The organism is Providencia heimbachae ATCC 35613 (assembly GCF_001655055.1).
Taxonomy (GTDB): Bacteria; Pseudomonadota; Gammaproteobacteria; order Enterobacterales; family Enterobacteriaceae; genus Providencia; species Providencia heimbachae.
This window is the reverse complement of sequence record NZ_LXEW01000040.1, coordinates 1-25,672: the sequence shown is the minus strand read 5'-3', so window position 1 is coordinate 25,672 and position 25,672 is coordinate 1. Positions and strand designations below refer to the sequence as shown.

21 protein-coding genes are annotated in these 25,672 nt (G+C 40.6%); 9 read left to right on the top strand and 12 right to left on the bottom strand.

Going from position 1 to position 25,672, the window contains the following annotated elements:
• Positions 1-145 precede the first annotated feature (145 nt).
• The 3 genes from M998_RS14265 to M998_RS14255 form a co-directional block, all read right to left on the bottom strand.
• Positions 146-1,930, bottom strand: a complete 1,785-nt coding sequence (locus M998_RS14265) for a SmdB family multidrug efflux ABC transporter permease/ATP-binding protein (protein WP_068439360.1) — start codon at positions 1,928-1,930, stop codon at positions 146-148.
• Positions 1,927-3,672 (bottom strand): SmdA family multidrug ABC transporter permease/ATP-binding protein, encoded by a 1,746-nt coding sequence (locus M998_RS14260; RefSeq protein ID WP_068439359.1) that lies wholly within the window; start codon positions 3,670-3,672, stop codon positions 1,927-1,929. Before M998_RS14260 ends, M998_RS14265 begins: the two co-directional genes overlap by 4 nt.
• A 97-nt stretch (positions 3,673-3,769) precedes the next feature.
• Positions 3,770-4,231, bottom strand: coding sequence for an Lrp/AsnC family transcriptional regulator (locus M998_RS14255; RefSeq protein WP_068439357.1), 462 nt, complete (start codon positions 4,229-4,231; stop codon positions 3,770-3,772).
• Between the two features lie 253 nt (positions 4,232-4,484).
• Between M998_RS14255 and queC the strand changes: the two genes are divergently transcribed.
• On the top strand, positions 4,485-5,177 hold the full coding sequence (gene queC, locus M998_RS14250) for a 7-cyano-7-deazaguanine synthase QueC (protein WP_068439355.1): 693 nt from the start codon (positions 4,485-4,487) through the stop codon (positions 5,175-5,177).
• 165 nt (positions 5,178-5,342) lie between these two features.
• On the opposite strand, the gene M998_RS14245 is transcribed toward queC, so the two are convergent.
• The 9 genes from M998_RS14245 to bolA all read right to left on the bottom strand — a co-directional run bounded on the left by M998_RS14245 (position 5,343) and on the right by bolA (position 16,170).
• A complete protein-coding gene (locus M998_RS14245) occupies positions 5,343-5,771 on the bottom strand; it encodes an acyl-CoA thioesterase (RefSeq protein WP_068439353.1) in 429 nt (142 codons plus the stop codon).
• Between the two features lie 208 nt (positions 5,772-5,979).
• Positions 5,980-6,336 (bottom strand): ComEA family DNA-binding protein, encoded by a 357-nt coding sequence (locus tag M998_RS14240; protein ID WP_068909456.1) that lies wholly within the window; start codon positions 6,334-6,336, stop codon positions 5,980-5,982.
• 145 nt (positions 6,337-6,481) lie between these two features.
• Positions 6,482-8,350 carry a peptidylprolyl isomerase gene (gene ppiD / locus M998_RS14235; protein WP_068439348.1) on the bottom strand — a complete coding sequence of 623 codons (1,869 nt, stop codon included), beginning with the start codon at positions 8,348-8,350 and terminating at the stop codon, positions 6,482-6,484.
• Between the two features lie 181 nt (positions 8,351-8,531).
• On the bottom strand, positions 8,532-8,807 hold the full coding sequence (gene hupB, locus M998_RS14230) for a nucleoid-associated protein HU-beta (protein ID WP_175403094.1): 276 nt from the start codon (positions 8,805-8,807) through the stop codon (positions 8,532-8,534).
• A 221-nt stretch (positions 8,808-9,028) separates the two neighbouring features.
• Positions 9,029-11,461: an endopeptidase La gene (gene lon / locus M998_RS14225; RefSeq protein WP_068909454.1), complete on the bottom strand. Its 2,433-nt coding sequence runs from the start codon at positions 11,459-11,461 to the stop codon at positions 9,029-9,031.
• A 204-nt stretch (positions 11,462-11,665) separates the two neighbouring features.
• Positions 11,666-12,943, bottom strand: a complete 1,278-nt coding sequence (gene clpX / locus M998_RS14220) for an ATP-dependent protease ATP-binding subunit ClpX (RefSeq protein ID WP_068439342.1) — start codon at positions 12,941-12,943, stop codon at positions 11,666-11,668.
• 119 nt (positions 12,944-13,062) lie between these two features.
• Positions 13,063-13,683, bottom strand: a complete 621-nt coding sequence (gene clpP, locus M998_RS14215; protein ID WP_068439340.1) for an ATP-dependent Clp endopeptidase proteolytic subunit ClpP — start codon at positions 13,681-13,683, stop codon at positions 13,063-13,065.
• Between the two features lie 492 nt (positions 13,684-14,175).
• The gene (gene tig / locus M998_RS14210) at positions 14,176-15,480 is read right to left on the bottom strand and encodes a trigger factor (protein ID WP_068439339.1); all 1,305 of its coding nucleotides are present in this window, start codon (positions 15,478-15,480) and stop codon (positions 14,176-14,178) included.
• Between the two features lie 351 nt (positions 15,481-15,831).
• Complete coding sequence (bolA, locus tag M998_RS14205; RefSeq protein ID WP_068439337.1) at positions 15,832-16,170, bottom strand: transcriptional regulator BolA; 339 nt, start codon at positions 16,168-16,170, stop codon at positions 15,832-15,834.
• 280 nt (positions 16,171-16,450) lie between these two features.
• Between bolA and M998_RS14200 the strand changes: the two genes are divergently transcribed.
• The 8 genes from M998_RS14200 to cyoE all read left to right on the top strand — a co-directional run bounded on the left by M998_RS14200 (position 16,451) and on the right by cyoE (position 24,937).
• Positions 16,451-17,032, top strand: a complete 582-nt coding sequence (locus tag M998_RS14200; protein ID WP_068909452.1) for a YajG family lipoprotein — start codon at positions 16,451-16,453, stop codon at positions 17,030-17,032.
• Positions 17,033-17,191: 159 nt separating this feature from the next.
• Entirely contained in the window at positions 17,192-18,694 is a 1,503-nt protein-coding gene (ampG, locus tag M998_RS14195) for a muropeptide MFS transporter AmpG (protein WP_068439333.1), read from the top strand.
• Positions 18,695-18,959: 265 nt separating this feature from the next.
• Positions 18,960-19,730, top strand: a complete 771-nt coding sequence (locus M998_RS14190; protein ID WP_068439331.1) for a nucleoside-specific channel-forming Tsx family protein — start codon at positions 18,960-18,962, stop codon at positions 19,728-19,730.
• 426 nt (positions 19,731-20,156) lie between these two features.
• Positions 20,157-21,104, top strand: coding sequence for a cytochrome o ubiquinol oxidase subunit II (gene cyoA / locus M998_RS14185; RefSeq protein ID WP_068439328.1), 948 nt, complete (start codon positions 20,157-20,159; stop codon positions 21,102-21,104).
• A gap of 4 nt (positions 21,105-21,108) precedes the next feature.
• Positions 21,109-23,100: a cytochrome o ubiquinol oxidase subunit I gene (cyoB, locus tag M998_RS14180; RefSeq protein WP_068439326.1), complete on the top strand. Its 1,992-nt coding sequence runs from the start codon at positions 21,109-21,111 to the stop codon at positions 23,098-23,100.
• On the top strand, positions 23,090-23,704 hold the full coding sequence (locus M998_RS14175) for a cytochrome o ubiquinol oxidase subunit III (RefSeq protein WP_068439324.1): 615 nt from the start codon (positions 23,090-23,092) through the stop codon (positions 23,702-23,704). Before cyoB ends, M998_RS14175 begins: the two co-directional genes overlap by 11 nt.
• Positions 23,705-24,037, top strand: a complete 333-nt coding sequence (locus tag M998_RS14170; protein WP_068439322.1) for a cytochrome o ubiquinol oxidase subunit IV — start codon at positions 23,705-23,707, stop codon at positions 24,035-24,037.
• 12 nt (positions 24,038-24,049) lie between these two features.
• A complete protein-coding gene (cyoE, locus tag M998_RS14165; protein ID WP_068439321.1) occupies positions 24,050-24,937 on the top strand; it encodes a heme o synthase in 888 nt (295 codons plus the stop codon).
• Positions 24,938-25,672 lie beyond the last annotated feature (735 nt).

Genomic DNA, 25,672 nt, shown 5'->3' with positions numbered 1-25,672 from the left:
TGTAATTACCCCTATATGACTGCACATATTAAATAGCAAATTACGTGCCATAAATTTTTATTCTTATTATTCAATAAGAAAGCACAAAATAAAAAACCACTCAATTGAGTGGTTAAATAGAATGCATTATTGAGGTGCAAAACAATTAGGTTAACAAAATTTCTGTTTCAATCTCATCATGGGCGTTTAATGATTCCCCCACTTGTTGTAACTGATACATCTGATAATAACGCCCTTTTTGCTGAAGCAAATGGCGGTGATCACCTTGCTCGACAATTGCACCACGATGAAGCACAACAACTTGATCTGCATCGACAATGGTTGATAAACGGTGCGCTATCACCACTAATGTGGTTGTTTTCCGGATCACTCGTAATGCTTTTTGAATCGCTTGCTCGGTACCCGAATCAATATTCGCCGTTGCTTCATCTAAAATTAAAATTTTAGGGGTAATAACAAGCACTCGTGCCATTGCCAATAACTGCCGTTGCCCCACAGAAAGCGTATTTCCCTGCTCACCAAGCAATGTATCTAGTCCATCAGGTAAATGCTGCACATGCTCTGCCAATTGTACCGTTTCTAATACTTGCCACACTTTTTCTGAAGACACATCGCGCCCTAATGCAATGTTATCAAAGAATGAGGCGGCGAGTACCACAGGGTCTTGCTGTACCATAGCAATCCCATTACGAAGTACTTGGTGTGAAAGTGAATTTAAATCACGTCCATCCAGCAAGATTTCCCCTTGCTGCCAAGGGTAATAACCCATGATTAAATTGGCTATGGTACTTTTACCGCTTCCCGTATGACCCACTAGTGCAATGAAGTTATTTTCAGGGACATAAAGGTTGATATCTTTAAGTACCATTTTGTCTTCTCGATACGCGAATGAAACATGGCGAATATCTATCGTTCCACCTTGTAATGGCACAATATTTTGACCATATCCCTGCTGCGGGCTATCCATTAACTCAAATACACGTTCACCAGAAACAACCGCTTGCTGTAGCATTGATTGCTGGGAAGTTAGTTCAATTAACGGTTCATTTAAGCGCCCTAAATAGTTGATAAACGCATAGAGCACCCCAACACCGATGGTGCTCGTACCATCAAAACCAAATAGCAACAATAACCCACATAATACAGAAGCTGAAAACAGGCTCAGTAGTGGGCGTAATAACAGCCCATCAAGCTTAAGTGCTTTCATTCGTGCAAGATAATGCTCTTGGCTAACATCTTGTATTTTAGCGCCAAACCTTGCTTGTTGTAGAAATTGTTGGACCACCGGCATACCATTGATGACTTCATTGAATCCGTTATTAATATCTGCAAGATAAGAACGTACACGCCGAACGATTGGTGTGCTTAGACGCTGATAAACCAGCATTACCACGAATACAGCTGGAAATATCATCACCGCTATTGATGCCATCCGCCACTCTAGCGAGAACATTGCCACCAACATGGCACAGATCAGCGCTAAGCTACGAAATACGGTTGGAACAACCATCACAAATAGGTCTTTAATCACCTCAGTATCGTTTGTCACTCTTGAAATTATTTGCCCTACGGGTTGTTTATCAAAAGCACTCAATGGTTGTCTCAATGCGGCGTTCATTACATCTGCCCTTAATGTCTGGACGACACCGACAGAGGCTTTATTAAATAAAATGGTTTGATAATAATGTAATAATGCGGCTATCAGTTGCAGCAAGATAAAGCCTATTGCCATATATAAGGCTAGGGGCATGATTATCTGTTTTTTTGCAACCATGTTATCAATAAAGTAACTCACCAGTAGCGGACCGCTCACTTCAGCAATTGCCGCAAGCCATAGCATTCCAATCGCAATTCCCATCGTGCTTCGATGAGGTTTTCCATAGGACAATAAGCGTTTTAATGCTGGCCACAGTGATTTTTTTTGGCTCATAGATCACCATCCAAAGCCGCTTCTATTTGCTGATAACGATACATATCCTTGTACCAGCCTGATTGTGTAATCAGCGATTCATGCTTACCTTGAACAGCAATCGTTCCTTGCGAAAGCACGAGAATATTATCCGCTTCAACTAATGCAGATAAACGGTGTGCACTAATAATTAGTGTCCGCCCCTGCCGCCAGTGATTTAAATTTTGTAAAATAGTAAATTCAGTTTGGCCATCAACTGCTGACAATGCATCATCTAAAATAAGAACTTCAGCATTCTGCAATATTGCTCTTGCTATGGAAATTCGCTGTTTTTGTCCACCTGAAAGCATAACCCCGCGTTCACCCACCTGAGTCTGATAGCCTTCAGGTAAACGCAAAATATCATCATGCACACAAGCAATACGAGCCGCTTCTTCTATTTCCTCGACTGATGCGTTAGGCCGACCAAGGGCGATATTACCGGCAACAGTATCGGAAAATAAAAAAGGCGATTGATTCACTATCGATAACCGAGCACGCCATTCATCTAGCCGAATGTCCGGTAATGGTCTATTTTGATAACGAATATCCCCCTCGGTCACATCAAATTGGCGCTGTAATAACGCAATTAATGTTGATTTTCCTGAGCCAGTAGGTCCACATAACCCTAAAAATTGGCCAGGTTTTAAATCAAAACAAACATTTTGTAATGCAATTCTGGATGCTTCTGGGTAGCTGAATGTGGTTATATTTGCCACTAACACCCCTTTTTCTACTTGCAAAGAATGGGGACCATCTTTAATTACTAAAGGCTCTTCAAGTAAGCTGAGAATACGGCTATAAGCGGCACTCCCTCGCTCAACAATATTAAACATCCAAGCCAGTGCGAGCATCGGCCAAATCATTAGCCCTAAATACATCACAAAGCTGGTTAACTCACCTAAAGTCAATGTACCTTCTAATACCATCCAGCTTCCGCCTGCGATAGCTAATAAATTAGCCATCCCAATTGCAATAAAAATAGTTGGATCAAAACGTGCGTCAATCTTAGCAACATGCATATTACGACGCCCAGCTTCTGTCGCAACTTGCTCAAATTGGTTTGATTGGTGATCTTCAAGGCCAAACGCCTTGATCATTCGAATGCTAGTTAAACTTTCTTGAGCATGGTTATTCAGTGTTGAAAAAGCACCTTGTGCATGCTTAAAGCGATGATGCAGTTGATCGCCATAACGTTTAATCACCATCGCCATAATAGGCATTGGGATCAGGGCGAGTAAAGTCAACTGCCAGCTAATTTCAACACTCATCATGATCAATACAGCGCAACCCATAACAAGGGAATCGACTAGGGTTAATACCCCTTCTCCGGCAGCAAAAACAACACGATCCACATCATTGGTGGTGCGAGCAATTAGATCGCCAGTGCGATAGCGAAGATAAAATGCTTGGTTTTGTAAACTCAATTGCCGATAAAATTTTTGACGCAGTTGTACTGCAAGTTTATAACTTGCACCAAATAACCATAAGCGCCATACATAACGAAGGCCATATACCATTAATGCAATAAATAGCATCAATAAAACATAAGAAACTAACTGATTTTTTGTCATTGAGTCTTTGCTTACGCCATCAACCACAATACCGACTAGACGTGGAGGAACGAGCTGTAAGATAGCAATGATAATTAAGAAGAAAATAGCGCCGAGATAGCGTCGCCATTCACTAACAAAATACCAGCGTAGTTGTGAAAATAATCGCACGTAATACTGCCTTGAGTGATGTTGATTTACTTGCCGATATTCGGCATTACATTATAGGTAAAGCAGCCCTTGGCTGCTTACTCCTTCAGTGACGTCATTAATCAGGGATTGGCAACACTGTTGTATATTTTATTTTTTCCATTGCAAAACTTGAGGTTACATCAATTAACCCCTGCACACCATTAACAAGCTTCTTATAAAATAAATCATAAGATTTCATGTCATGTACTTCAACTTGCATCAGATAATCATACTCTCCAGCCATACGATAAAATATCAAGACTTCAGGAAGTTGGCTAACAAAGGAGACAAATTGCTCATACCATTCGCTATTATGATGCTGTGTTTTTATCATCACAATCACCGTCAGTCCTAAACCTAATTTCTCGCCATCAAGCAGTGTCACGCGCCCTCGAATATAGCCATCATCCTCTAAGCGCTTTAACCTTTTCCAGCAAGGTGTTGATGTTAAATTGACAGCCTCTGCAAGAACATTTAGCGACAAGCTACTATCATTCTGTAATAGGCAAAGCAGTTTTTTATCTATCTTATCTAACACCCGCTGGCTCTCCTGACTAAAAGCTGTTTTACTTGTCATCTGATATGAAAGTAACGCTATATGAAAAACACATGGCTTGAATTATAGCGAATATAATAGAACTATTTTATATAAATAGGTTCAATACAGCATAAATAGTTTATTAACTGATAAGTTAATGAAAAAAATACCTACTAAACTCATTTTGCGTGGTTAACATCCTCTTTTGCAAAATGGCTTAGTTATCATGATTTATATTACCAAGGAGATCTTTATGAAACGTGCGGTTGTTGTCTTTAGTGGAGGGCAGGACTCAACGACATGCCTTATTCAAGCATTAAAGAACTATGATGAGGTTCATTGTGTCACCTTTGATTATGGCCAACGCCACCGTTTTGAAATCGAGGTTGCTCAAAAATTAAGCCAACATCTTGGTGCGACAGCACATAAAACATTAGATGTTACATTGCTCAATGAACTCGCCGTGAGTAGCTTAACAAGAGACAACATCCCTGTACCTGATTTTAATGAAAGTGAATCGAGTTCACTTCCTAGCACATTTGTTCCTGGCCGAAATATTTTATTTCTTACACTCGCGGCAATTTATGCTTATCAAGTACAAGCTGAAGCGGTTATTACAGGGGTTTGTGAAACGGATTTTTCAGGCTACCCAGATTGTCGAGATGAATTCGTCAAATCACTCAACCATGCCGTTAATCTTGGCCTCGCAAAAGATATCCGTTTTGAAACGCCACTTATGTGGCTAGATAAAGCGCAAACGTGGGCGCTTGCAGACTCCTTTGGGCACCTTCAAACAATAAGAGAACAAACCCTCACTTGTTATAATGGAATTCAAGGCGATGGCTGTGGTGAGTGTGCTGCATGCCACTTACGTAGCAAAGGTTTGAATTATTACTTAAGTAATAAAGAAGCCGTTATGCAGTCCTTACAACAGCTCTTAAAATAAGCGCGATATTTATCACGCCAACAACCAACCTACCGACGTCCAAAATAATTTGAATTGCCGGTAGCCAACAAGCGAACGGCAAGCTTAGCAACAATCAACAACCCTGCAATTCGAATAATAATGGGTAGATAACCAGAGAACATTAAGCTCTCTGGTTATCTAAAACTATACTTCGATAAAATCTTTGTTATTTGAAACAAATGACTCTAGTCGTTCACGTAACTCATCATCAATCGCAATGGCTTTATTTAATACCGTGTCGATAAAAACAAATGTGACATAAGCATCCGATACAACTTCTGATTGACCATTATTATTTCGGATGACTTGCTGGTAGCACAGTGCACTCTTCACACCAAATTTTTCCATGCGTGTCACAACAGTAAGCTCATCACCAAGTACTGCACCTTGAAAATAATTAACGTTGATATTAACCGCTGCCATCGCTATCTTATTTTTTAGCGCCCAATTGATAAAATCGAGTTCATTCATCCAATCCCATCTATCGGCTTCATAAAACTCCAGATAACGAGCATTATTCACATGTTGGAAGACGTCAATATGATAACCATGTACTTTAATATGCGTTGCCATAACTACTCCGACCAGTTTATTTTTGATAACATAAAAATAACAAATGTTCAGAGGATGTGCTGAAAAAATATGATTTATAAGACTCAGCTCGCAAATAAAGCACTCTTTTTCGGAAAAATAGAACAAAAAACAATCATTAAATAATTAAGCTTACTCGAATTGATAAAAATTAATGCGTACCCATAATTTTGTATAGGTACGCATTTTATTAGAATGCGAGTTTATCTCTATTTTTTTCTAAAAATGCAGGGCCGATCCCCTGAACCTCTAAAATGCTCTCGATTGAGTTAAATGCACCATATTTTTCGCGGTACTCCACAATGGCTTTCGCTTTTTGAGCCCCTATCCCATTAAGTTTTTGTGCCAACTCATCAGCACTAGCATGATTGATATTAACGGTATCGGATAGCCCCCGCTCATTCCCAACTTCCTTTTTTTGAATGGCTGCTGATGTTGGTTTCTCCGTATCGATTTTCTTTGCTAGAACAGATGATGAAAAAGGGAATAACATTGATAAAACCAATACTGCACCTAAACCTTTTTTAATTCGCTTTCTCCATAGCATAGCTTTTCCTCCTTTATGTATTGAGGCACTACAATGCCAAGGAAAAATCAAAAATGCTTTTTGCGAAAGATTAAAATGCAAAAGGCCACCTAAAGGTGGCCTTAAATTACAATTGTTACAAAATCAGCTGCGAAGCTGCTCGCAATTATTCAAGATTTTGCACTTCAATTTTTGCATTTGAGCGCAAATTAAGCATCAAAGCTTCATTAACAGCCGCACTCATCGCTCCTTGGTACTCACGTGTCAATTGGCTTAGTTCTTCTTCAGTCGGTTGACCTAAAGTAACTTTATCCAATTGAATAATAACAAGGTTATCTTGTTCATCACGCACTGTTGCGTAGGTTGCTTTACCATCAACAGGTTGCGCCATTTCCATAGCAGCATTAATAATCGCCGTTTGTGGCATTAAACGTGAAACTTTTTGCGCATCGGTAAACTTGATACCCGCAGCATTAAGGGCTTCATCCCCTTTACCTGCTTTTAGCTCAGTAACCAATTTATCGCCGTCTGCTTTTAACTGAGCATCGGCTTTTTGGCGTTTTACTAAAGCTTCGATATCTGATTTAACGGTCTCAAATGGCTCTGTCGTTTCAGCTTTATATTGAGCAACACGTACAACGAAAGCACGGTCACCTTCAACGTTAATCACATCTGAGTTAATCCCTGTAGAACCATTTTTATCCACTAAACGGTCACTGAATATCTCATTGATGACTTTCGGGAAGTTCAATTCAGCAGGTGGGTTATTACGATCAAACCAATCTGTCGTGACAACTTTTAAACCTGAAACATTTTCAACTGAGATCAACGATTCATTATCGTTAGTTGCAGCTTCACTGACTTTCTGTTGCAAGTCATAAAATTGCTTAATATTTTTATCTTGCAGTAAGCTGACTTCAATATTCTCTTTAACTTGCTCGAACGGCTTAGTTGCTTCTGGTTTGATATCATCTAAACGGAAAATAACAAAGTTATCTTGCGCCTTAATAGGTTCGGAAACTTGACCTTTTTCAGTGAGATTTGCACTGATAATCTCGCTTGGTGTCGAAGCCGCTTCCATCCAACCAATAGCACCTTTATTGCCTGCACTAAATTTATCTGTCGATTTTTCAGCAGCAAGTGCTACGAAGTCAGCGCCATTTTTTAATTGGCTAGTAATTTCTTTCGCTTCTTTTTCAGATGCCACTTGGATCATGCTGTAGTGCTTTTGCTCTGCCTGAGTGTAATTTTTCAGGTTTTGCTCATAATGTGTTTTAACTTCTTCATTCGTTACGGTTGCTTTTGGCATCGCCGCTGCATCCATGACAACATAGCTTACTTGCACTTTTTCAGGTGAAATAAAGCTATTTTGATTCGCATCATAGTATGCTTTCAACTCGTCATCTGTGACGGTTTGTTTTGCTTGTACTTGTGCTAAAGGCAGTATTGCCGTACGAATATCACGCTCTTGCATAAATAACTCAGCATAGGCTTTCACTTCTGACGGTAACGCGAAATCTGTACCGGTAAATGATTTAGCTAATTGTGCACGTGTTAAATCTTGGCGTATCTGCGCTGCGAAATCATCCGCATTAATATTGTACTGGCTTAATAGCTGGCGATACTTATCGCTATCAAATGTACCATTGGTTTGAAACACTGGCATTGCGAAAATAGCTTGCTCTATCTGCTTATCACTTGCGGATAGGCTTAATTCATTAGCATATTGATTAATTAATTGATTATTAATCAAATTATCAAGAGCTTGTCGTCGCAGCATATTCATGCTTTCTTCATTACTAGCCACTTCAGCGAATTTATCACCCAGATATTCTTGCAAAGACTGACGTTCCTGCTGAAAAGCCTGCTGTAATTGTTCTCTGCTAATAGGTTGACCATTCACTTCGGCAGCATTATTTCCACCACCGCCTAGGCCTCCCATCATCACGCCTGTCAGCACGAATGACAGCATAATAAGCGCTAATATTATTTTCATCAAAGGACTGTTCGCCTTTGTGCGTAGATTTTCCATCATAAAAAGGCTTAACTCCGCTTTATTGAATTCAATTTCCTAATAATACGCTAATCTTAACTCAGAAAGAAAAAAAAGCGCACCATTTCCATAGTGCGCTTATATATTAGCTGATTAAATGCATTCCGTCAGTTTGAGTTTTCGCTAAAATGTAAAAAGACAAAAAGACTAAAATAAGACTTAATTAGTTATTAACGGCGTCTTTAAGGCCTTTACCTGCACGGAAAGCAGGTACTTTAGCAGCAGCAATTTGAATTTCTTTACCGGTCTGCGGATTACGCCCTGTGCGAGCAGCACGCTCACGAACAGAGAATGTACCAAAGCCAACTAGAGCAACTTCATTTCCTTCGCTCAGAGTGCCCGTTACAGTAGCAACGAACGCGTCAACAACGCGACCAGCTGCAGCTTTAGAAATGTTCGCTTCAGAAGCGATTTGATCAATCAGTTGAGACTTATTCACTCTTATCATCCCCATTATTAGTTGGACTATAGATCTATTAATTAGCTATATCAGTATAGCTAATTAATGATGCAGTCGTTATATCAATCCTGATTACCAATGGCAAGAGAACAGATTGCATACAAAACAATTATCAGAATCATCGTTAAATTAGCGACGAAAAAAAAGGCTGACAAGCCCTAAATTAGCTGTCAGCCTTAGTTTTATACAAACTTCTTGATTCAGCTCACTCTTTTAGCTTTATTTTTAACAATCTCAGCACCAAATGCTGGGTTAACTAAAGCAAAAGCGAGGACTTCTTCAATTGTTTTTACCGGATGAATTTCAAGATCCGCGATCACATTTTCAGGAATTTCTTCTAAATCACGCTTATTTTCATCAGGGATAAGGACTGTTTTTATCCCTCCGCGATGTGCGGCCAGTAATTTTTCTTTCAATCCACCAATAGGTAAGACTAAGCCTCTTAAGGTAATTTCACCGGTCATCGCAACATCAGCTTTAACTGGATTACCTGTTAAACAAGAAACTAATGCAGTCGACATAGCGATACCTGCACTTGGACCATCTTTTGGTGTTGCACCTTCTGGTACGTGGACGTGGATATCGCGTTTTTCATAGAAATCGCTATTGATACCCAATTTTTCAGCGCGAGCGCGAACAACGGTTAAAGCTGTTTGAATCGACTCTTGCATGACTTCACCTAACGAACCGGTATAGGTTAATTTGCCTTTACCCGGTACACAGGCTGTTTCGATAGTCAGTAAGTCACCACCAACCTCTGTCCATGCCAGACCAGTCACCTGACCCACACGATTTTCAGTATCTGCTTGGCCGTAGTCAAAGCGACGAACCCCAAGATAATCTTTTAGGTTATCTGCGTTAATTTCAATGTGCTTAAGCTTTTTGTCCATTAATAGGGCTTTAACCGCTTTACGACACAGTTTTGAAATTTCACGCTCTAAACTACGCACACCCGCTTCACGCGTGTAGTAGCGAATGATGCTCATTAGTGCGCTATCATCGATGGTCAATTCGCCTTTTTTCAAGGCATTACGCCCAATTTGCTTAGATAATAGATGGCGTTTAGCAATATTCAGCTTTTCATCTTCGGTGTAACCGGAAAGACGAATAACCTCCATTCTATCTAGCAGTGGCGCAGGAATATTCATCGAGTTAGATGTTGCAACAAACATCACATCAGACAGATCGTAATCAACTTCCAGATAGTGGTCGTTAAATGCAACGTTCTGTTCTGGATCTAACACCTCGAGTAAAGCCGATGCCGGATCGCCACGCATGTCTGAAGACATTTTGTCAATTTCATCCAGCAAAAATAGCGGGTTTTTAACCCCAACTTTTGCCATTTTCTGTACGAGTTTGCCGGGCATTGAACCAATATAGGTACGACGATGACCACGAATTTCAGCCTCGTCACGTACGCCCCCTAACGCCATACGGGTATATTCACGTCCTGTTGCTTTCGCAATTGACTGCCCTAATGATGTTTTACCAACCCCTGGAGGCCCAACCAAGCACAGAATCGGTCCTTTAATTTTACTGACACGACTTTGAACTGCCAGATACTCTAAAATACGATCTTTAACACGTTCTAAACCATAGTGGTCAGTATCAAGAACTTCTTGGGCTTTCACGAGGTCTTTTTTAACTTTACTACGTTTATACCAAGGTACTTGTACCATCCAATCTATGTAGCTACGCACGACAGTAGCTTCAGCTGACATTGGCGACATCATTTTTAGCTTCTGCAGTTCTGCTTCCGCTTTTTCTTGTGCCTCTTTAGGCATTTTCGCTTCTTCGATTTTACGTTTCAGCGATTCATATTCATCTGGCGCATCATCCATTTCGCCAAGCTCTTTCTGAATCGCTTTCATTTGCTCATTCAGATAGTACTCACGCTGGCTTTTTTCCATCTGCTTTTTGACACGATTACGGATGCGTTTTTCCACTTGCAGCAGTTCAGTTTCTGACTCCATCATCGCCATCAGGAACTCAACACGTTCTGCAATATCCGCCATTTCGAGAACTCGCTGCTTATCTGCCAATTTAAGTGGCATGTGCGATGCGATGGTATCCGCTAGTTTGTCTAGTTGATCTTGTTCAATCGAATGCAAAGAAGTCAGTACTTCTGGTGGAATTTTTTTATTCAGTTTTATGTAACTTTCAAACTGACTTACAATCGTGCGATATAAAACTTCATGCTCTTTTTCATCGATAAGGCTAGGCGCTGCTTGAGGCGCCGCTTCATCATAGATAGCTTCGGTTGGTGTCACGATATCTTGAGATAAATATTCCGCTTGAGCTAAGAAATACTCACCATTGTCAGTCAAACTGGTAATACGAGCGCGTCGTAGTCCTTCAACTAACACTTTAACTGTACCGTCAGGTAATTTAAGCATCTGGATAACAGAAGCTACAGTACCAACAGCAAATAAATCATTCACCCCAGGTTCATCAGTTGAGGCTTCTTTTTGCGCAACCAGCATCACTTGCTTGTCATGATCCATTGCTGCTTCCAGACTGTGAATGGATTTTTCACGTCCAACAAACAGTGGGATCACCATATGTGGGTACACCACTACATCACGCAGAGGCAATACTGGTATTTCAATGCGTTCGGAACGCTCTGGATTCATAAAGCTCTCTCTTCGTTTAGCTCACGCTAGTTTAAGGGTTTCAGCCTATGGTTCTAAAAAATGTTTTAAAACAAGGAAACCACACCTCAGAATATAAACTATATGGGGACAAGATTTTAGCATTCAATGGCTAGTTAAACATAAAAAACAAAATGAGGGAGAGCCCTCATTTCGTTTGATTACTAATTGAACGCTTTTACAAGATTAGTTATCGCCGGAGGCTTGCGCATCAGGCTTACTATAAATAAGCAAAGGCTCAGATTGTTCGTTGATCACATTCTCATCGACAACGACTTTCTCAACATCACTCATTGAAGGCAGGTCATACATTGTATTTAACAGTGCGGCTTCTACAATTGAGCGTAAACCACGTGCACCTGTTTTACGTGCCATTGCTTTTTTCGCAATCGCCTTAAGCGCTTCTTCACGGAACTCAAGTTCAGTTCCTTCTAGGCTAAACAGGGCTTGATACTGTTTTGTTAATGCATTTTTAGGTTCTTGCAAAATTTGAATCAGTGCTTCTTCACTTAACTCAGTGAGGGTTGCCACAACAGGCAGACGACCAATAAATTCAGGGATCAAACCGAATTTTATCAGATCTTCAGGTTCCGCTTGTGTTAACAATTCACCTTCTGTCGCTTTATCCGATTCCGCTTTTACTTCTGCAGCAAAACCAATACCTGAACGTGTATTTAAACGCTGACCGATAACTTTATCTAGACCCGCGAATGCACCACCACAAATAAACAGAATTTTAGAGGTATCGACCTGCAAAAATTCTTGCTGAGGATGCTTACGACCACCTTGAGGTGGAACGGCAGCAATAGTACCTTCAATCAGTTTCAGTAATGCTTGCTGAACACCTTCACCGGATACATCACGCGTGATCGATGGATTGTCTGATTTACGAGAAATTTTATCAATTTCATCAATATAGACGATCCCACGCTGAGCTTTTTCAACGTCATAATCACATTTTTGCAGTAGTTTCTGGATGATATTTTCAACATCTTCACCCACGTAACCGGCTTCTGTTAATGTCGTTGCATCAGCCATTGTAAACGGAACATCTAAATAGCGCGCCAACGTTTCTGCCAGAAGGGTTTTACCGCTACCGGTTGGGCCTATCAGCAAAATATTACTTTTACCTAATTCAACACCATCACTTGTTTTATCACCATTGCGTAAACGCTTATAGTGATTATAAACAGCCACTGCCAAAACTTTTTTCGCTTTTTCTTGACCGATTACATAATCATCAAGGTGCTGTCTGATTTCATGGGGTGTAGGCAATTCACTACGCTCACGATGTGGCGTAAGTTCTTTAATTTCTTCGCGGATGATATCAAGACATAAGTCTACGCATTCATCACAGATATAGACTGACGGACCGGCAATCAGCTTACGTACTTCATGCTGACTTTTTCCGCAGAAAGAACAGTACAGTAGTTTACCTGTCCCCTCTTTGCGTTTATCTGTCATCAGTTGACCTCACTTTATATTTATATCACCTTGTTTTCTGTAATTAAACATTCAACAAGGCAATAAATTTCTAAAAATAATTCAAGGGTATTAACGTATTATACCAAATATCCAGCGGATTAACGGCTGGTGTATATGTGGTCAACAAGCCCATACTCTTTTGCTTCATTGGCGGATAAGAAACGATCACGCTCAGTATCACGATTAATTTCTTCAATAGACTTGCCCGTATGGCGAGCCATCAACTCATTCATGCGTGATTTCACTTTTAAAATTTCTTGGGCGTGAATTTCAATATCTGTCGCTTGACCTTGATAGCCACCTAAAGGTTGGTGGATCATCACACGTGAATTCGGCAAACAGAAACGTTTACCTTCTGTTCCTGCGGTCAGCAAAAATGCGCCCATGGAACATGCTTGCCCCATACAAATAGTACTAACATCCGGTTTAATAAACTGCATAGTGTCATAGATTGACATGCCCGCAGTGATCACGCCGCCTGGCGAATTTATATAGAGGTGGATATCTTTTTCTGGGTTTTCTGCTTCAAGAAATAGCATCTGAGCGACAATTAAGTTCGCCATATGATCTTCGACTTGCCCCGTCAGGAAGATAATACGTTCTTTTAATAAACGTGAATAAATATCGTATGAGCGCTCACCTCTTGAGGTTTGCTCAATGACCATTGGCACTAGTGCCATTTGGGATGCTAGCTGCTCCTGACCGCCAAAATGTGACATCGAAATCTCCTATTAAAAACTTTCTGGTGCTTACGCCTAATTTGCTGTCTATTCGCCATTTTGGGCAAAGATCGTGCTACAAATAATTTGTCTTTAAAAATTTCCTGTGTCGCACGCTTTAGTATTCACTTAATTTATAGCTATATTCATACAAAGTTGCTAACTCAATAAGTAAAAATTTAGCTAAGTATGCAACGGTAAACAAGACGCTCATTAAAATAGTTTAACACAAGTCTATCCCGTTACACGGAATTATACCCGCCACTACTTAAGTTGCATGGTTGTTAGCTTCATTCAACTTGAAAACGAAACTTACCGGTAAAAACCCTATACGTTATATCGTACATGTTTAAATTATAATTAGGGTTTAAATGTAGTTTTCAAGTCAACTTTATCTGAATTAACGAAAAATCATAAATTTAAAGACATTAATTGACAAAAAACCCGCAGTAAATACTACGGGTTTTATTTTTATCTTACTGAAAATAAAAATTAATTAGCTTGAACTTGGTTCATCAGTTCAGTGAAATTAGTTTCTTTTTCAGTTACTTTAGCCGCAGCAAGGATTGTTTCAACCGCTTGCTCTTCTAAAGCTAAGTTACGAACACTGTTCATCAGCTCTTCATTCTTGCTGTAGTATTCAATCACTTCTGATGGATCTTCGTAAGCAGATGCCATTTCTTCGATCAGTGTTTTCACACGATCTTCATCGGCTTTTAGCTCATTCTTGTTGATAACTTCACCTAACAATAGGCCAACAACAACACGACGTTTTGCTTGTTCTTCAAACAGTTCGCGTGGTAATTCCATCGCTTGTTGTTCGTTGCCACCAAAACGTTGAGCAGCTTGACGACGCAGAACATCAATTTCACCATCAATAACAGCGGCTGGAACATCGATATTGTTCGCGTCAACTAGACCGTCAAGAACTTGTGCTTTAACACGGTTACGAACTGCATTTTTCAGTTCACGTTCCATGTTTTTACGCACTTCTGCACGTAGACCCTCTAAAGAACCATCAGCGATACCAAAACGCTTGATGAACTCTTCAGTAAATTCTGGCAATTCGCGCTGTTCAACTTTCTTCAGAACGATTGCAAATTTAGCCGCTTTGCCTTTCAGATTTTCAGCATGGTAATCTTCAGGGAAGTTAACTTCGATTTCGAATTCTTCACCCGCTTTATGACCAACAACGCCTTCTTCGAAACCTGGGATCATACGGCCTTCGCCCATAACCAGTGCGAAGTCTTCTGCTTTACCACCTTCAAACTCTTCACCATCGATAGAACCAGTGAAGTTGATAGTGATACGTGAATCAGCAGCCGCTGCTTGTTCAACTTCTTTCCACTCTGCTTGTTGTTTACGCAGTGTTTCTAGCATGTTGTCCAGATCTTCATCTTTCACTGAAACAGCTGGTTTTTCAACTTCGATAGTTTCTAAACCTTTCAATTCGATTTCTGGATAAACTTCAAACTCAACAGAGTAAACAAAGTCTTTACCATCTTCGAGTTGCTCTGGCTTATAGCTAGGAGCACCGGCTGGATTGATTTTTTGTTCAATGATTGCATTGATAAAGTTACGTTGCATAACATCGCCCAGAACGTCTTGCATAACAGACGAACCGTAACGCTGTTTAACGATAGTCATTGGTACTTTTCCTTTACGGAAACCATCAACACGTACTTTCTTAGCAACGCTAACTAGCTCGCTATTTACTGCTTTTTCAATATCAGCGGCAGGAACGGTGATTGTTACACGACGCCCAAGGCCTTGAGTCGTTTCAACAGAAACTTGCATCTTCTTACCTCAAAATAAATCTTAGTGATCGGTCTACTCCAGAGTTATGCCATTAAATCATAATGGCTTTCTCCCTTCCAGAACCGGGGGCGTTGTTTTTGACAACACTCATCCCTGATATCAGAAGCGTCCCGAAACCTTACTGAAAATTAGACGCAACATTATACCGATGCATACGCCCTGAGTCGAGAAAAGCCGATAAAAGAAGCGATCATTCCTCTTTATTTGTGACTTTTCTGACTAAAAATTGCATTTCTTCATCAAAATTGAAGAAAAAGCCGCCATCAAACTCATTCTACGCACACCTAAAAGACAAAAAGCATAATTAAATGTGCGACAAAGAATAATAAATTAGCGGTTTACGCCACCAACACCACGGCATGCCGGTGATTTTAGTGCTGTATTCGCTAACTCTTCCCACTCTTTAGGGGTATAAGTATGCAAAGCCAGTGCGTGAATACCGCCCGCTAACTCGTCCGCTAAAATAGCATAAATTTCACGATGACGACCAAGCATACGTTTATTTTCAAATTTTTCACTGACTAAAACCACTTTAAAATGGCTTTCTGAACCGGGTAACACATTATGCTGGTAACTTTCATTGATAACTTCCAAATGAATAGGTTCAAAAGCAGCCTGTAATTTTTGGCTAACGCAAGATTGCATATCCAGCGATGTATTGGCGACCATAAAAAGCTCCTTCATTTAAGCTTTGCTGTCCTCGATATCCCTTAAAATGCATAATTATTAACCAAATTAAAGTCATAACGAGAATTTTGCTATTTTCTTATTATAGAAATATCGGATAATCACGCCACGATGTTATGATAACCCTACGTTGATGTGAATTTTTTTAAAAATTGTTGTCAAACAGTTCAGGATAAATAGGCGATCCTGTGCTGACGATTATTGCCGCTATCCGCACCATAACGGAACATTTTCAATTAGGAAAGATGAACTGGAAAAAATTATGTTAAAGAAACTGTGTTTTCCACTTTTTGCATTACTGTTACTTGCGGGTTGTTCCGCAAGTAATAATACGTTGTCTCTCGAACCCAAAATTACGTTACCTGCGAAAAATCCAACGCTGAATGCGACCTCGATTAGCGTAAGCAGTGTTGACAATCGTACCCAAAAATCATTGGCAGAGATTAATCGTAACGGGGCTTTAGTTGTTCTCAACCCTTCCCGTGACCCTCGTTATTTAATGCAGGAAGCCGTCGAAAAACAAATGGCAGCACGTGGTTTTATGGTGACGTCTCCTGCCAATATCAATTTAGTTGTTCAGTTGAATAAGCTAGATGCCAAAGTTAGCGAAGGCAGTTTACGCCACAACATCACTGTAAATTCAAGTGTGAGTGTCAATGCCACCGCCCCTAATGGTTCGACTAAAACTCGTTCATTTACGCGTAATTTCAATACGCAAGAACTTTTGGGTGCCACTAACGATAAAATTCAGGCCGCAATTAATAGTGCTTTGACTGATTTAATTACTGATATGGCGAACGACCAAGAACTGACTGATTTTATCAGACAAAATTCACGCTATTAATGCACGTAAATATATCCGTTAAATATTAAGCTAATAGGGAAGTATATATGTACTTCCCTATTGCTGAATGAAGCCTTTCCAAAAAGCATGAGATTTAGGTAGCTGAGTACTGGCAACACAGCTGTAATACGAAGTATGACGAGTAATAAAAGGAAAAAAATGCCACGCATCAAACTACCCACTAACATAATACTCATACTCTTGGGATTCGCATCAGGATTACCATTAGCGCTGACTGCTGGCACGTTACAAGCTTGGTTAACCGTTGAAAACGTCGATATTCGGACAATTGGCTTTTTCTCTCTTGTTGGTCAAGCTTATGTATTAAAATTCCTTTGGTCGCCAATGATGGATCGCTACACTCCACCTTTTTTAGGCCGGCGTCGAGGTTGGTTGCTGACGACCCAAATTTTACTGATTATTAGTATTGCCACGATGGGCTTTATGAACCCGTCACAACATTTGTGGTGGTTAGCAACGTTGGCCGTGGTGGTTGCTTTTTGTTCTGCCTCTCAAGACATTGTTTTCGATGCTTATAAAACTGACTTATTAAGCGCTGAAGAACGAGGAATTGGTGCAGCAACCTCGGTGATGGGTTATCGAATCAGTATGCTGGTTTCTGGTGGCTTGGCATTATGGCTAGCAGATAAGTTTTTGACATGGCAACAACTTTATTTGCTGATGGCAGGCCTTATGGTCATTGGTGTTATCGCCACATTGCTTTCTCGAGAACCCGAAGAAGACCTTGCACCTCCCGCATCTTTAAAAGATGCTATTTACGAGCCTCTCGCGGAATTTTTTAGCCGCAATAATGCGTGGTTAATTTTACTCTTGCTCGTTTTTTATAAAATGGGTGATGCTTTTGTTATGGCGCTCAATACTAACTTTTTGCTCAATGCATTAGGGTTTAGCCTGAGCGAAGTCGGAACGGTCAATAAAACGGTTGGTATGGCAGCAACGATTTTGGGGGCGCTCCTTGGTGGTTACCTCATGAGAAACATGAGCTTATTTAGAGCCTTATTGGTTTTTGGGCTTTTACAGGGCGTCTCTAATATTGGCTATTGGTTCTTAGCGGTTACCCCACCTCATATTATCAGCATGGGTTCGATTATTTTTCTTGAGAATATTTTCTCAGGAATGGGAACTGCTGCATTTGTCGCGCTACTAATGACGCTATGTAATAAATCATTATCCGCGACTCAATTTGCACTTTTATCTGCTTTATCCGCTGTCGGTCGGGTCTATATTGGTCCTGTCGCCAGTATCTTTGTGAGTACTTATGGTTGGCCTTTATTTTATTTAATTTCGATTGGGGTTGCTGTACCGGGGATATTACTGCTCCTAGCTTGTCGAACGTCATTGGTCTACACACAAACAACGGGCTTATTCCAACGCCGAGTGAAGTTTGCTAATAGCTATAAATTTGCGGTATACGCACTGCTGGCTGGCGTTAGTTGCTTGGCAATTTGGCTATTGAGCCTACTTATTTTTTCATTTAGCGCCGTCAAAATTTATTTCTTCACTTCACAGTTATCACTCTGGTTTGACTTACCTTACTACCAAAACCTAATATTCAATATCGGTATTGGTATCGGCGCTATCAGTTTAATTATCGGTGGTAGTTTAGATTTTCTTGCCGTCCGAAAAGTCACTAAACAATAAATAATCTTTTTCTTATCAATTATTAATTACCTAAATTAATTTTATTAGTTTAGGTAATTTGATTTATTAAAACCAATTCGATCCCTATCGCAAACCCTCTCGATAACGATAAATTATCGTGATCAATGTCACTTTTTCATTGAAATATATTTCTTAATTGCAATTTCAAAGTCTAATATCTCACATGTTTAGTTTATGTAAATAAATAGACGAACAATTCACCAAGCGATTAACTCCATCAATAATTAAATGAAAATAATACATTATGAAAAAACTGCTCTGTGTCGCAGCCTGTGTAACATTCACAGGTAACGCATACTCTGAAGATTTTCTTGGATATCAAAATGGGTTTGCGGATATCAATATCAACTATTTAGATTGGTCACATCGCACTGAAACCAAATCTGAAAAGACTACACGTAAAAAAGATTTTGCTTACATTGAACTTGAAGGAGGGGCTAACTTCAATTGGGGTGAGCTATATGGTTTTGCTGATTTAGAAAACCCATTTAACAAACAACATACCGATTCTGGTCGTAACCAACGTTATACCATCAAGACAACAGGACGCTTCTACCTAGGTGATACTGGATTTAATCTTTATGGGCATGTCTATGGTACCTGGTCTTTACCGGGAACTAAATATGGCGGGAATTTTCATGATGTGAATACATTATATGGATTCGGATACAACACATCATTTGGTGATCTGTGGTTTAAGCCTTTTGCAGCACTGCATTATGTTGACCAAACATTCTATTCGGGTAATAACGGGTATGTGGTCGGCTGGGTGGCGGGTTATAACTTCAATATGTTCGAAGAAAATTTCATGGTCACTAACTGGCACGAGATGGAATTCGCTCGTAACAAGCGCTATAACGGTGGAAAACGAAACGGTATCAATGGTGCATTAGCATTGTGGTGGAATGCAACGCCAAATATATCAGCCGGGGTGCAATACCGTTATGCTGACAATAAGTTGGGTGATACGTTTTACCAAGATGCAATCATTTATACATTAAAGTATACCTTCTGACTTTTTAAGACAGATTGTATAAATATTTTAAAAATTTCTTTTTTTATCAAAAAGTAATAATTTTTCTTCACTATTTCGCCAGTAAAGTACCTAATATTGCTTTGCTGGCACTAAATATCGTATTTTCCCCTAGTGATTAGCTTAACTTTTATATCAGTTCTGTGTTTTTTTATCTTCTTTTGTGTATATTTTTCCTTGAAAAATTACCAAGATAATTTAGTATTAATACGGTTTTATCAATACATGCATATAATTCCCATCGTTTTTAACTTTTTTGATATAAATTCTTCACATGTGATCATATTAACATAAAGAGCTAACAATTCAGTTTCTTTACCTTACAATCATTTACACTCGCATAACCTTACCGTAAAATGCCCGCACTGATGAAACGACAATTAGAATCTTTGTCATTTGGGGTCGTGGATGAGACTTATGAACTACAAAAAAAGTATTGGAGCAATCTCACTGGTTGTAGCAGCCTTACTATTGGGCGGTTGCGATATGGTGTTGATGGATCCTAAAGGCGCCGTTGGCGTGAAACAAAAAGAGCTAATTCTTATTGCAATTGGCTTGATGCTCCTTGTTGTGATTCCGGTAATCTTTATGGCATTTATCTTTGCCGTAAAATATCGAGAATCCAATAAGTCAGCAACCTATCGTCCTAACTGGGCTCACTCAAATAAAATTGAGCTAGTCTGCTGGACTGTTCCAATCATCATTATTGTTATTCTAGGTACAATTACTTGGAAAACGACTCATGAGCTGGATCCTTATCAGCCATTAGTCAGTGATCAGGAACCTGTCACAATTGAAGTTATTTCTGCTGACTGGAAATGGATATTTATTTATCCGGAGCAAGGTATCGCAACAGTCAATGAAATCGCATTCCCTACGGGCGTGCCAGTCAACTTCAAAATCACGTCTGATTCGGTGATGAACTCGTTCTTCATTCCATCTTTAGGTGGCCAAATCTACGCGATGGCAGGTATGCAAACTAAACTTCACTTAATCGCTAATGAACCCGGTACTTATAAAGGCTTCTCCGCAAGCTATAGTGGTAAAGGCTTCTCCGATATGAAGTTCAATGCTATTGCAACACCGGATCGCCAAGGTTTTGATGAGTGGGTACAGAAGGTAAAAGCTTCGCCTAAAACAATGGATACAATGCAGGCATTCGATGAAGTTGCGAAGCCAAGCATTAACGTTCCTGTTACCTACTTCTCTAGCGTGAAACCTAAACTGTATGACGAAATTGTTCTGAAGTTTGGTCATGAGCACCATCAAGGTCACGCGCCTGTAGAAACGAAAGAAGAATCTACAGGTCAATCTATGCATATGAGCCATAATGCTCATGCAGGCGCTGAGGAATAAGGGCATGTTCGGAAAATTAACACTCGATGCTGTTCCACTTCATGAGCCAATTATCGTCGTCACGCTGATTGCCATCGTCCTTGGTGGACTTGGCTTAGTTGGTGCGATTTCGTATTTTGGTAAATGGAAATGGCTGTGGAAAGAATGGTTAACCACTGTTGACCATAAAAAAATTGGTGTCATGTACATCATTGTGGCGATGGTCATGTTGTTCCGTGGCTTCGCCGATGCCATCATGATGCGTGGTCAGCAAGTTCTTGCTTCTGCTGGCCAAGAGGGCTATTTAAACCCTCATCACTATGACCAAATTTTTACCGCGCATGGCGTTATCATGATTTTCTTCATGGCAACCCCTTTTGTTGTCGGTTTAATGAACTTCGTTGTACCGCTGCAAATTGGTGCGCGTGACGTTGCTTTTCCATTCCTAAACTCATTGAGCTTCTGGTTCTTTGTTGTCGGTGTTGTTCTTATCAACATCTCTTTAGGGGTAGGTGAATTCGCGCAAACCGGTTGGTTAGCTTATCCGCCGTTGTCAGGCTTGGAGTACAATCCTGGAGTCGGGGTCGATTACTGGCTTTGGAGTCTCCAGATATCCGGTATCGGGACACTCTTAACGGGTGTTAACTTCATTGCGACTATTATCCGTATGCGTGCACCGGGTATGTCGATGATGAAAATGCCTGTATTTAGCTGGACCGCGCTTTGTACTAACGTGCTAATTGTCGCTGCATTCCCAATTTTGACTGTGACACTCACTCTGTTGACCTTAGACCGTTATATCGGTACCCATTTCTTCACAAATGATATGGGTGGCAACATGATGATGTACATCAACCTAATTTGGGCTTGGGGTCATCCAGAAGTTTATATCCTTGTACTACCTGTATTCGGTGTATTCTCTGAAGTCGCTGCAACATTCTCCAAAAAGCGCCTGTTTGGCTATACCTCATTAGTATGGGCAACCATCGCCATTACTGTGATGTCATTCGTCGTTTGGCTGCACCACTTCTTTACGATGGGTTCCGGTGCGAACGTTAACGCCTTCTTTGGCGTCGCCACCATGATTATTGCAATCCCAACAGGGGTTAAGATCTTCAACTGGCTGTTCACTATGTACCAAGGTCGTATCGAACTTAAATCACCAATGCTGTGGACAATCGGCTTTATCATCACGTTCTCTGTGGGTGGTATGACCGGTGTTCTATTAGCCGTACCGGGTGCAAACTTCGTTCTGCACAACAGCTTATTCCTGATTGCTCACTTCCATAACGTGATTATCGGTGGTGTTGTCTTCGGTTGTTTTGCTGGTATGACTTACTGGTTCCCGAAAGCCTACGGCTTTACACTAAATGAGAAATGGGGTGTTCGTGCCTTCTGGTTCTGGATCATCGGTTTCTTCTTAGCCTTTATGCCACTGTACATTCTGGGCTTCATGGGGATGACCCGTCGTTTAAGCCAGAATATTGACCCTGCTTACCACGCAATGCTAGTGACTGCTGCCGTTGGTGCTGCTGTCATCGCAATTGGTATTGCATGTCAAGTTATCCAAATTATTGTGAGTATCCGTGACCGTAATGAAAACCGTGATTTAACGGGAGATCCATGGGGCGGACGTACACTTGAATGGGCAACCTCTTCTCCTCCACCATTCTATAACTTCGCGATTGAACCACATATTCAAACTCGTGATGCTTGGTGGGACATGAAAGAAAAAGGTATCGCTCATAAGAAACCGACTTCATATGAAGAAATTCATATGCCGAAAAATACAGGCGCAGGCGTTATCATCGCTGCATTTAGCTTGGTTTTAGGTTTCGCAATGATTTGGCACATCTGGTGGCTGGCAATCATTGGTTTCGGTGGCATGATCGTAACTTGGATTGTAAAAAGCTTCGACGAAGATGTTGATTACTACGTACCTGTGGCTGAAATCGAGGAGATCGAGAATAAGCACTTTGAAGAATTACGTAAGGCAGGTGTGAACGATGTCAACTAATACAATGACTAATCAAAACGTAGCCCATGCCGAGCATGGGCACCATGATGCAGGTGGCACTAAAGTATTCGGTTTCTGGCTCTATATAATGAGCGACTTGATTCTGTTTGCGAGTTTATTTGCTACCTATGTTGTTTTGTCTGATGGAACTGCTGGCGGCCCTGCTGGTAAAGATATCTTCAGTCTGAAGTTCGTATTAGGCGAAACATTCTTACTACTTGTCAGTAGTATCACTTACGGCTTCGCAATGATTGCGATGCATAAAGGTAAGATTGCATCAGTCAATTTATGGCTATTCGCAACCTTCCTACTGGGTCTTGGCTTCGTTATCATGGAAGTGTATGAATTCCATGAGCTGATCGCTGAAGGTTTTGGTCCAGATCGTAGTGGCTTCTTATCTGGCTTTTTCGCCTTAGTTGCAACGCACGGTCTACACGTAACTGCGGGTCTGATTTGGATTATTATCATGATGATTCAAGTTTCTCGCCGTGGTCTGACCGAGGTGAACAAAACACGTTTAAATTGCCTAAGCTTATTCTGGCACTTCTTAGACGTGGTTTGGATCTGTGTATTTACCGTTGTTTATCTTCTGGGGGCTATTTAAATGAGTCATGCAAAAGATGCTCATACTGGAGCAAGCCACGGTAGCGTTAAGACATACCTGATTGGCTTTATTCTATCAGTGATCCTAACGGTGATACCTTTCTGGATGGTGATGGAAGGTACTGCGTCACAAGCAGCAATCCTATGGACTGTTGTCGGGATGGCGGTTGTACAAATTCTTGTGCATCTTGTTTGTTTCTTGCACATGAATACTTCATCAGAGGAACGCTGGAACTTAGTTGCATTCCTGTTCACTATGCTAATCATCGGTATCGTTGTTATTGGCTCTCTGTGGATTATGTACAACCTGAACATCAATATGATGCTCGACTAAAGAGTTGCCGATATGTTTAAGCAATACCTGCAAGTGACCAAACCAGGAATTATCTTCGGAAATCTGATTTCTGTGATCGGCGGTTTTCTTCTGGCCTCAAAAGGTTCAATTGACTACCCGCTGTTTATTGCGACTTTGCTGGGTGTATCACTGGTCGTGGCTTCTGGTTGTGTTTTCAACAACTACATCGACCGTGATATCGACCGTATCATGGAAAGAACCAAGAATCGCCCTTTAGTTAGAGGGCTGATTGACCCGAAAGTTAGCCTGATTTACGCTACTGTATTAGGTATTGCTGGTATGCTGCTACTACTTGTAGCAGCCAATGCACTAGCAATGCTACTTGCAGTGATCGGTTTCATCGTTTATGTAGGTGTTTACAGCCTATATATGAAACGTAAGTCAGTTTATGGCACGCTAATTGGCAGCCTATCTGGCGCAGCACCGCCGGTTATCGGCTACTGCGCCGTCACAAATGAATTTGATATGGGTGCACTTATCCTATTATTAATTTTCAGCTTGTGGCAGATGCCGCATTCCTATGCGATTGCCATTTTCCGCTTCAAGGATTATAAAGCAGCTAACATTCCTGTGTTACCGGTTATCAAGGGAATATCTGTCGCTAAGACGCATATCTTCTTGTACATCCTCGCGTTTATGGTCGCAACATTAATGTTAGCAGTCAGTGGATATGCGGGTTATAAATATCTGATTGTTGGCGCAGCAGTCAGTTTATGGTGGCTCGGCATGGCAATTTCCGGCTTCAAAAGCGAAAATGATGACCGTGTTTGGGCAAGAAAACTGTTTATCTTCTCTATCGTAGCGATCACTTCGCTCAGTGTGATGATGTCAGTTGACCCTATCGTTTCAAGCGATACTGTTATAGCGCTCGTCAGATAATTTACCTCATTATCGATGACTGAACCGTCTAAACGGCAGGCCTTCCCTGCCGTTTTTATTTTTTACCCCCCAATGCGATCACCTCACTTTTATCGAATCAATCTATGCTATTGAATAACTTTTATGATTAAATAGCCGCTTCTCAGCTTTTGATAAAGTCAGATGGGTGATTAATCCCTCTCAATAATGCAAGTTAATTAAAATTAACACCCTGATTTTATTAAAGAATAACACTGCTACAGCCCGAAATATAAAAAGTTTTTAATACTCAAAATAGTTCGAGTTGTAGCAAGGCGGCAAGTGAAGCTAATCCCTAGGAACGTAGATAACTACGTGACTAGGGTTAGTGAGCGTAGCCAATACGGCTATAGCTTGAAATACAACGAGTATCTAATACTCTAAATAATTCGAGTTGTAGCAAGGCGGCAAGTGAAGCTAATCCCTAGGAACGTAGATAACTACGTGACTAGGGTTAGTGAGCGTAGCCAACACCGCTATAGCTTGAAATACAACGAGTATCTAATACTCTAAATAATTCGAGTTGTAGCAAGGCGGCAAGTGAAGCTAATCCCTAGGAACGTAGATAACTACGTGACTAGGGTTAGTGAGCATAGCCAACACGGCTATAGCTTGAAATACAACGAGTATCTAATACTCTAAATAGTTCGAGTTGTAGCAAGGCGGCAAGTGAAGCTAATCCCTAGGAACGTAGATAACTACGTGACTAGGGTTAGT

Coding starts and splice junctions, on each gene's coding strand:
- M998_RS14265 (WP_068439360.1), bottom strand. CDS start 1,930: ATGAGCCAAAAAAAATCACTGTGGCCAGCATTAAAACGCTTATTGTCC.
- queC (WP_068439355.1), top strand. CDS start 4,485: ATGAAACGTGCGGTTGTTGTCTTTAGTGGAGGGCAGGACTCAACGACA.
- M998_RS14245 (WP_068439353.1), bottom strand. CDS start 5,771: ATGGCAACGCATATTAAAGTACATGGTTATCATATTGACGTCTTCCAA.
- M998_RS14240 (WP_068909456.1), bottom strand. CDS start 6,336: ATGCTATGGAGAAAGCGAATTAAAAAAGGTTTAGGTGCAGTATTGGTT.
- ppiD (WP_068439348.1), bottom strand. CDS start 8,350: ATGATGGAAAATCTACGCACAAAGGCGAACAGTCCTTTGATGAAAATA.
- lon (WP_068909454.1), bottom strand. CDS start 11,461: ATGAATCCAGAGCGTTCCGAACGCATTGAAATACCAGTATTGCCTCTG.
- clpX (WP_068439342.1), bottom strand. CDS start 12,943: ATGACAGATAAACGCAAAGAGGGGACAGGTAAACTACTGTACTGTTCT.
- clpP (WP_068439340.1), bottom strand. CDS start 13,683: ATGTCACATTTTGGCGGTCAGGAGCAGCTAGCATCCCAAATGGCACTA.
- tig (WP_068439339.1), bottom strand. CDS start 15,480: ATGCAAGTTTCTGTTGAAACGACTCAAGGCCTTGGGCGTCGTGTAACA.
- bolA (WP_068439337.1), bottom strand. CDS start 16,170: ATGGTCGCCAATACATCGCTGGATATGCAATCTTGCGTTAGCCAAAAA.
- M998_RS14200 (WP_068909452.1), top strand. CDS start 16,451: ATGTTAAAGAAACTGTGTTTTCCACTTTTTGCATTACTGTTACTTGCG.
- ampG (WP_068439333.1), top strand. CDS start 17,192: ATGCCACGCATCAAACTACCCACTAACATAATACTCATACTCTTGGGA.
- M998_RS14190 (WP_068439331.1), top strand. CDS start 18,960: ATGAAAAAACTGCTCTGTGTCGCAGCCTGTGTAACATTCACAGGTAAC.
- cyoA (WP_068439328.1), top strand. CDS start 20,157: ATGAGACTTATGAACTACAAAAAAAGTATTGGAGCAATCTCACTGGTT.
- cyoB (WP_068439326.1), top strand. CDS start 21,109: ATGTTCGGAAAATTAACACTCGATGCTGTTCCACTTCATGAGCCAATT.
- M998_RS14175 (WP_068439324.1), top strand. CDS start 23,090: ATGTCAACTAATACAATGACTAATCAAAACGTAGCCCATGCCGAGCAT.
- M998_RS14170 (WP_068439322.1), top strand. CDS start 23,705: ATGAGTCATGCAAAAGATGCTCATACTGGAGCAAGCCACGGTAGCGTT.
- cyoE (WP_068439321.1), top strand. CDS start 24,050: ATGTTTAAGCAATACCTGCAAGTGACCAAACCAGGAATTATCTTCGGA.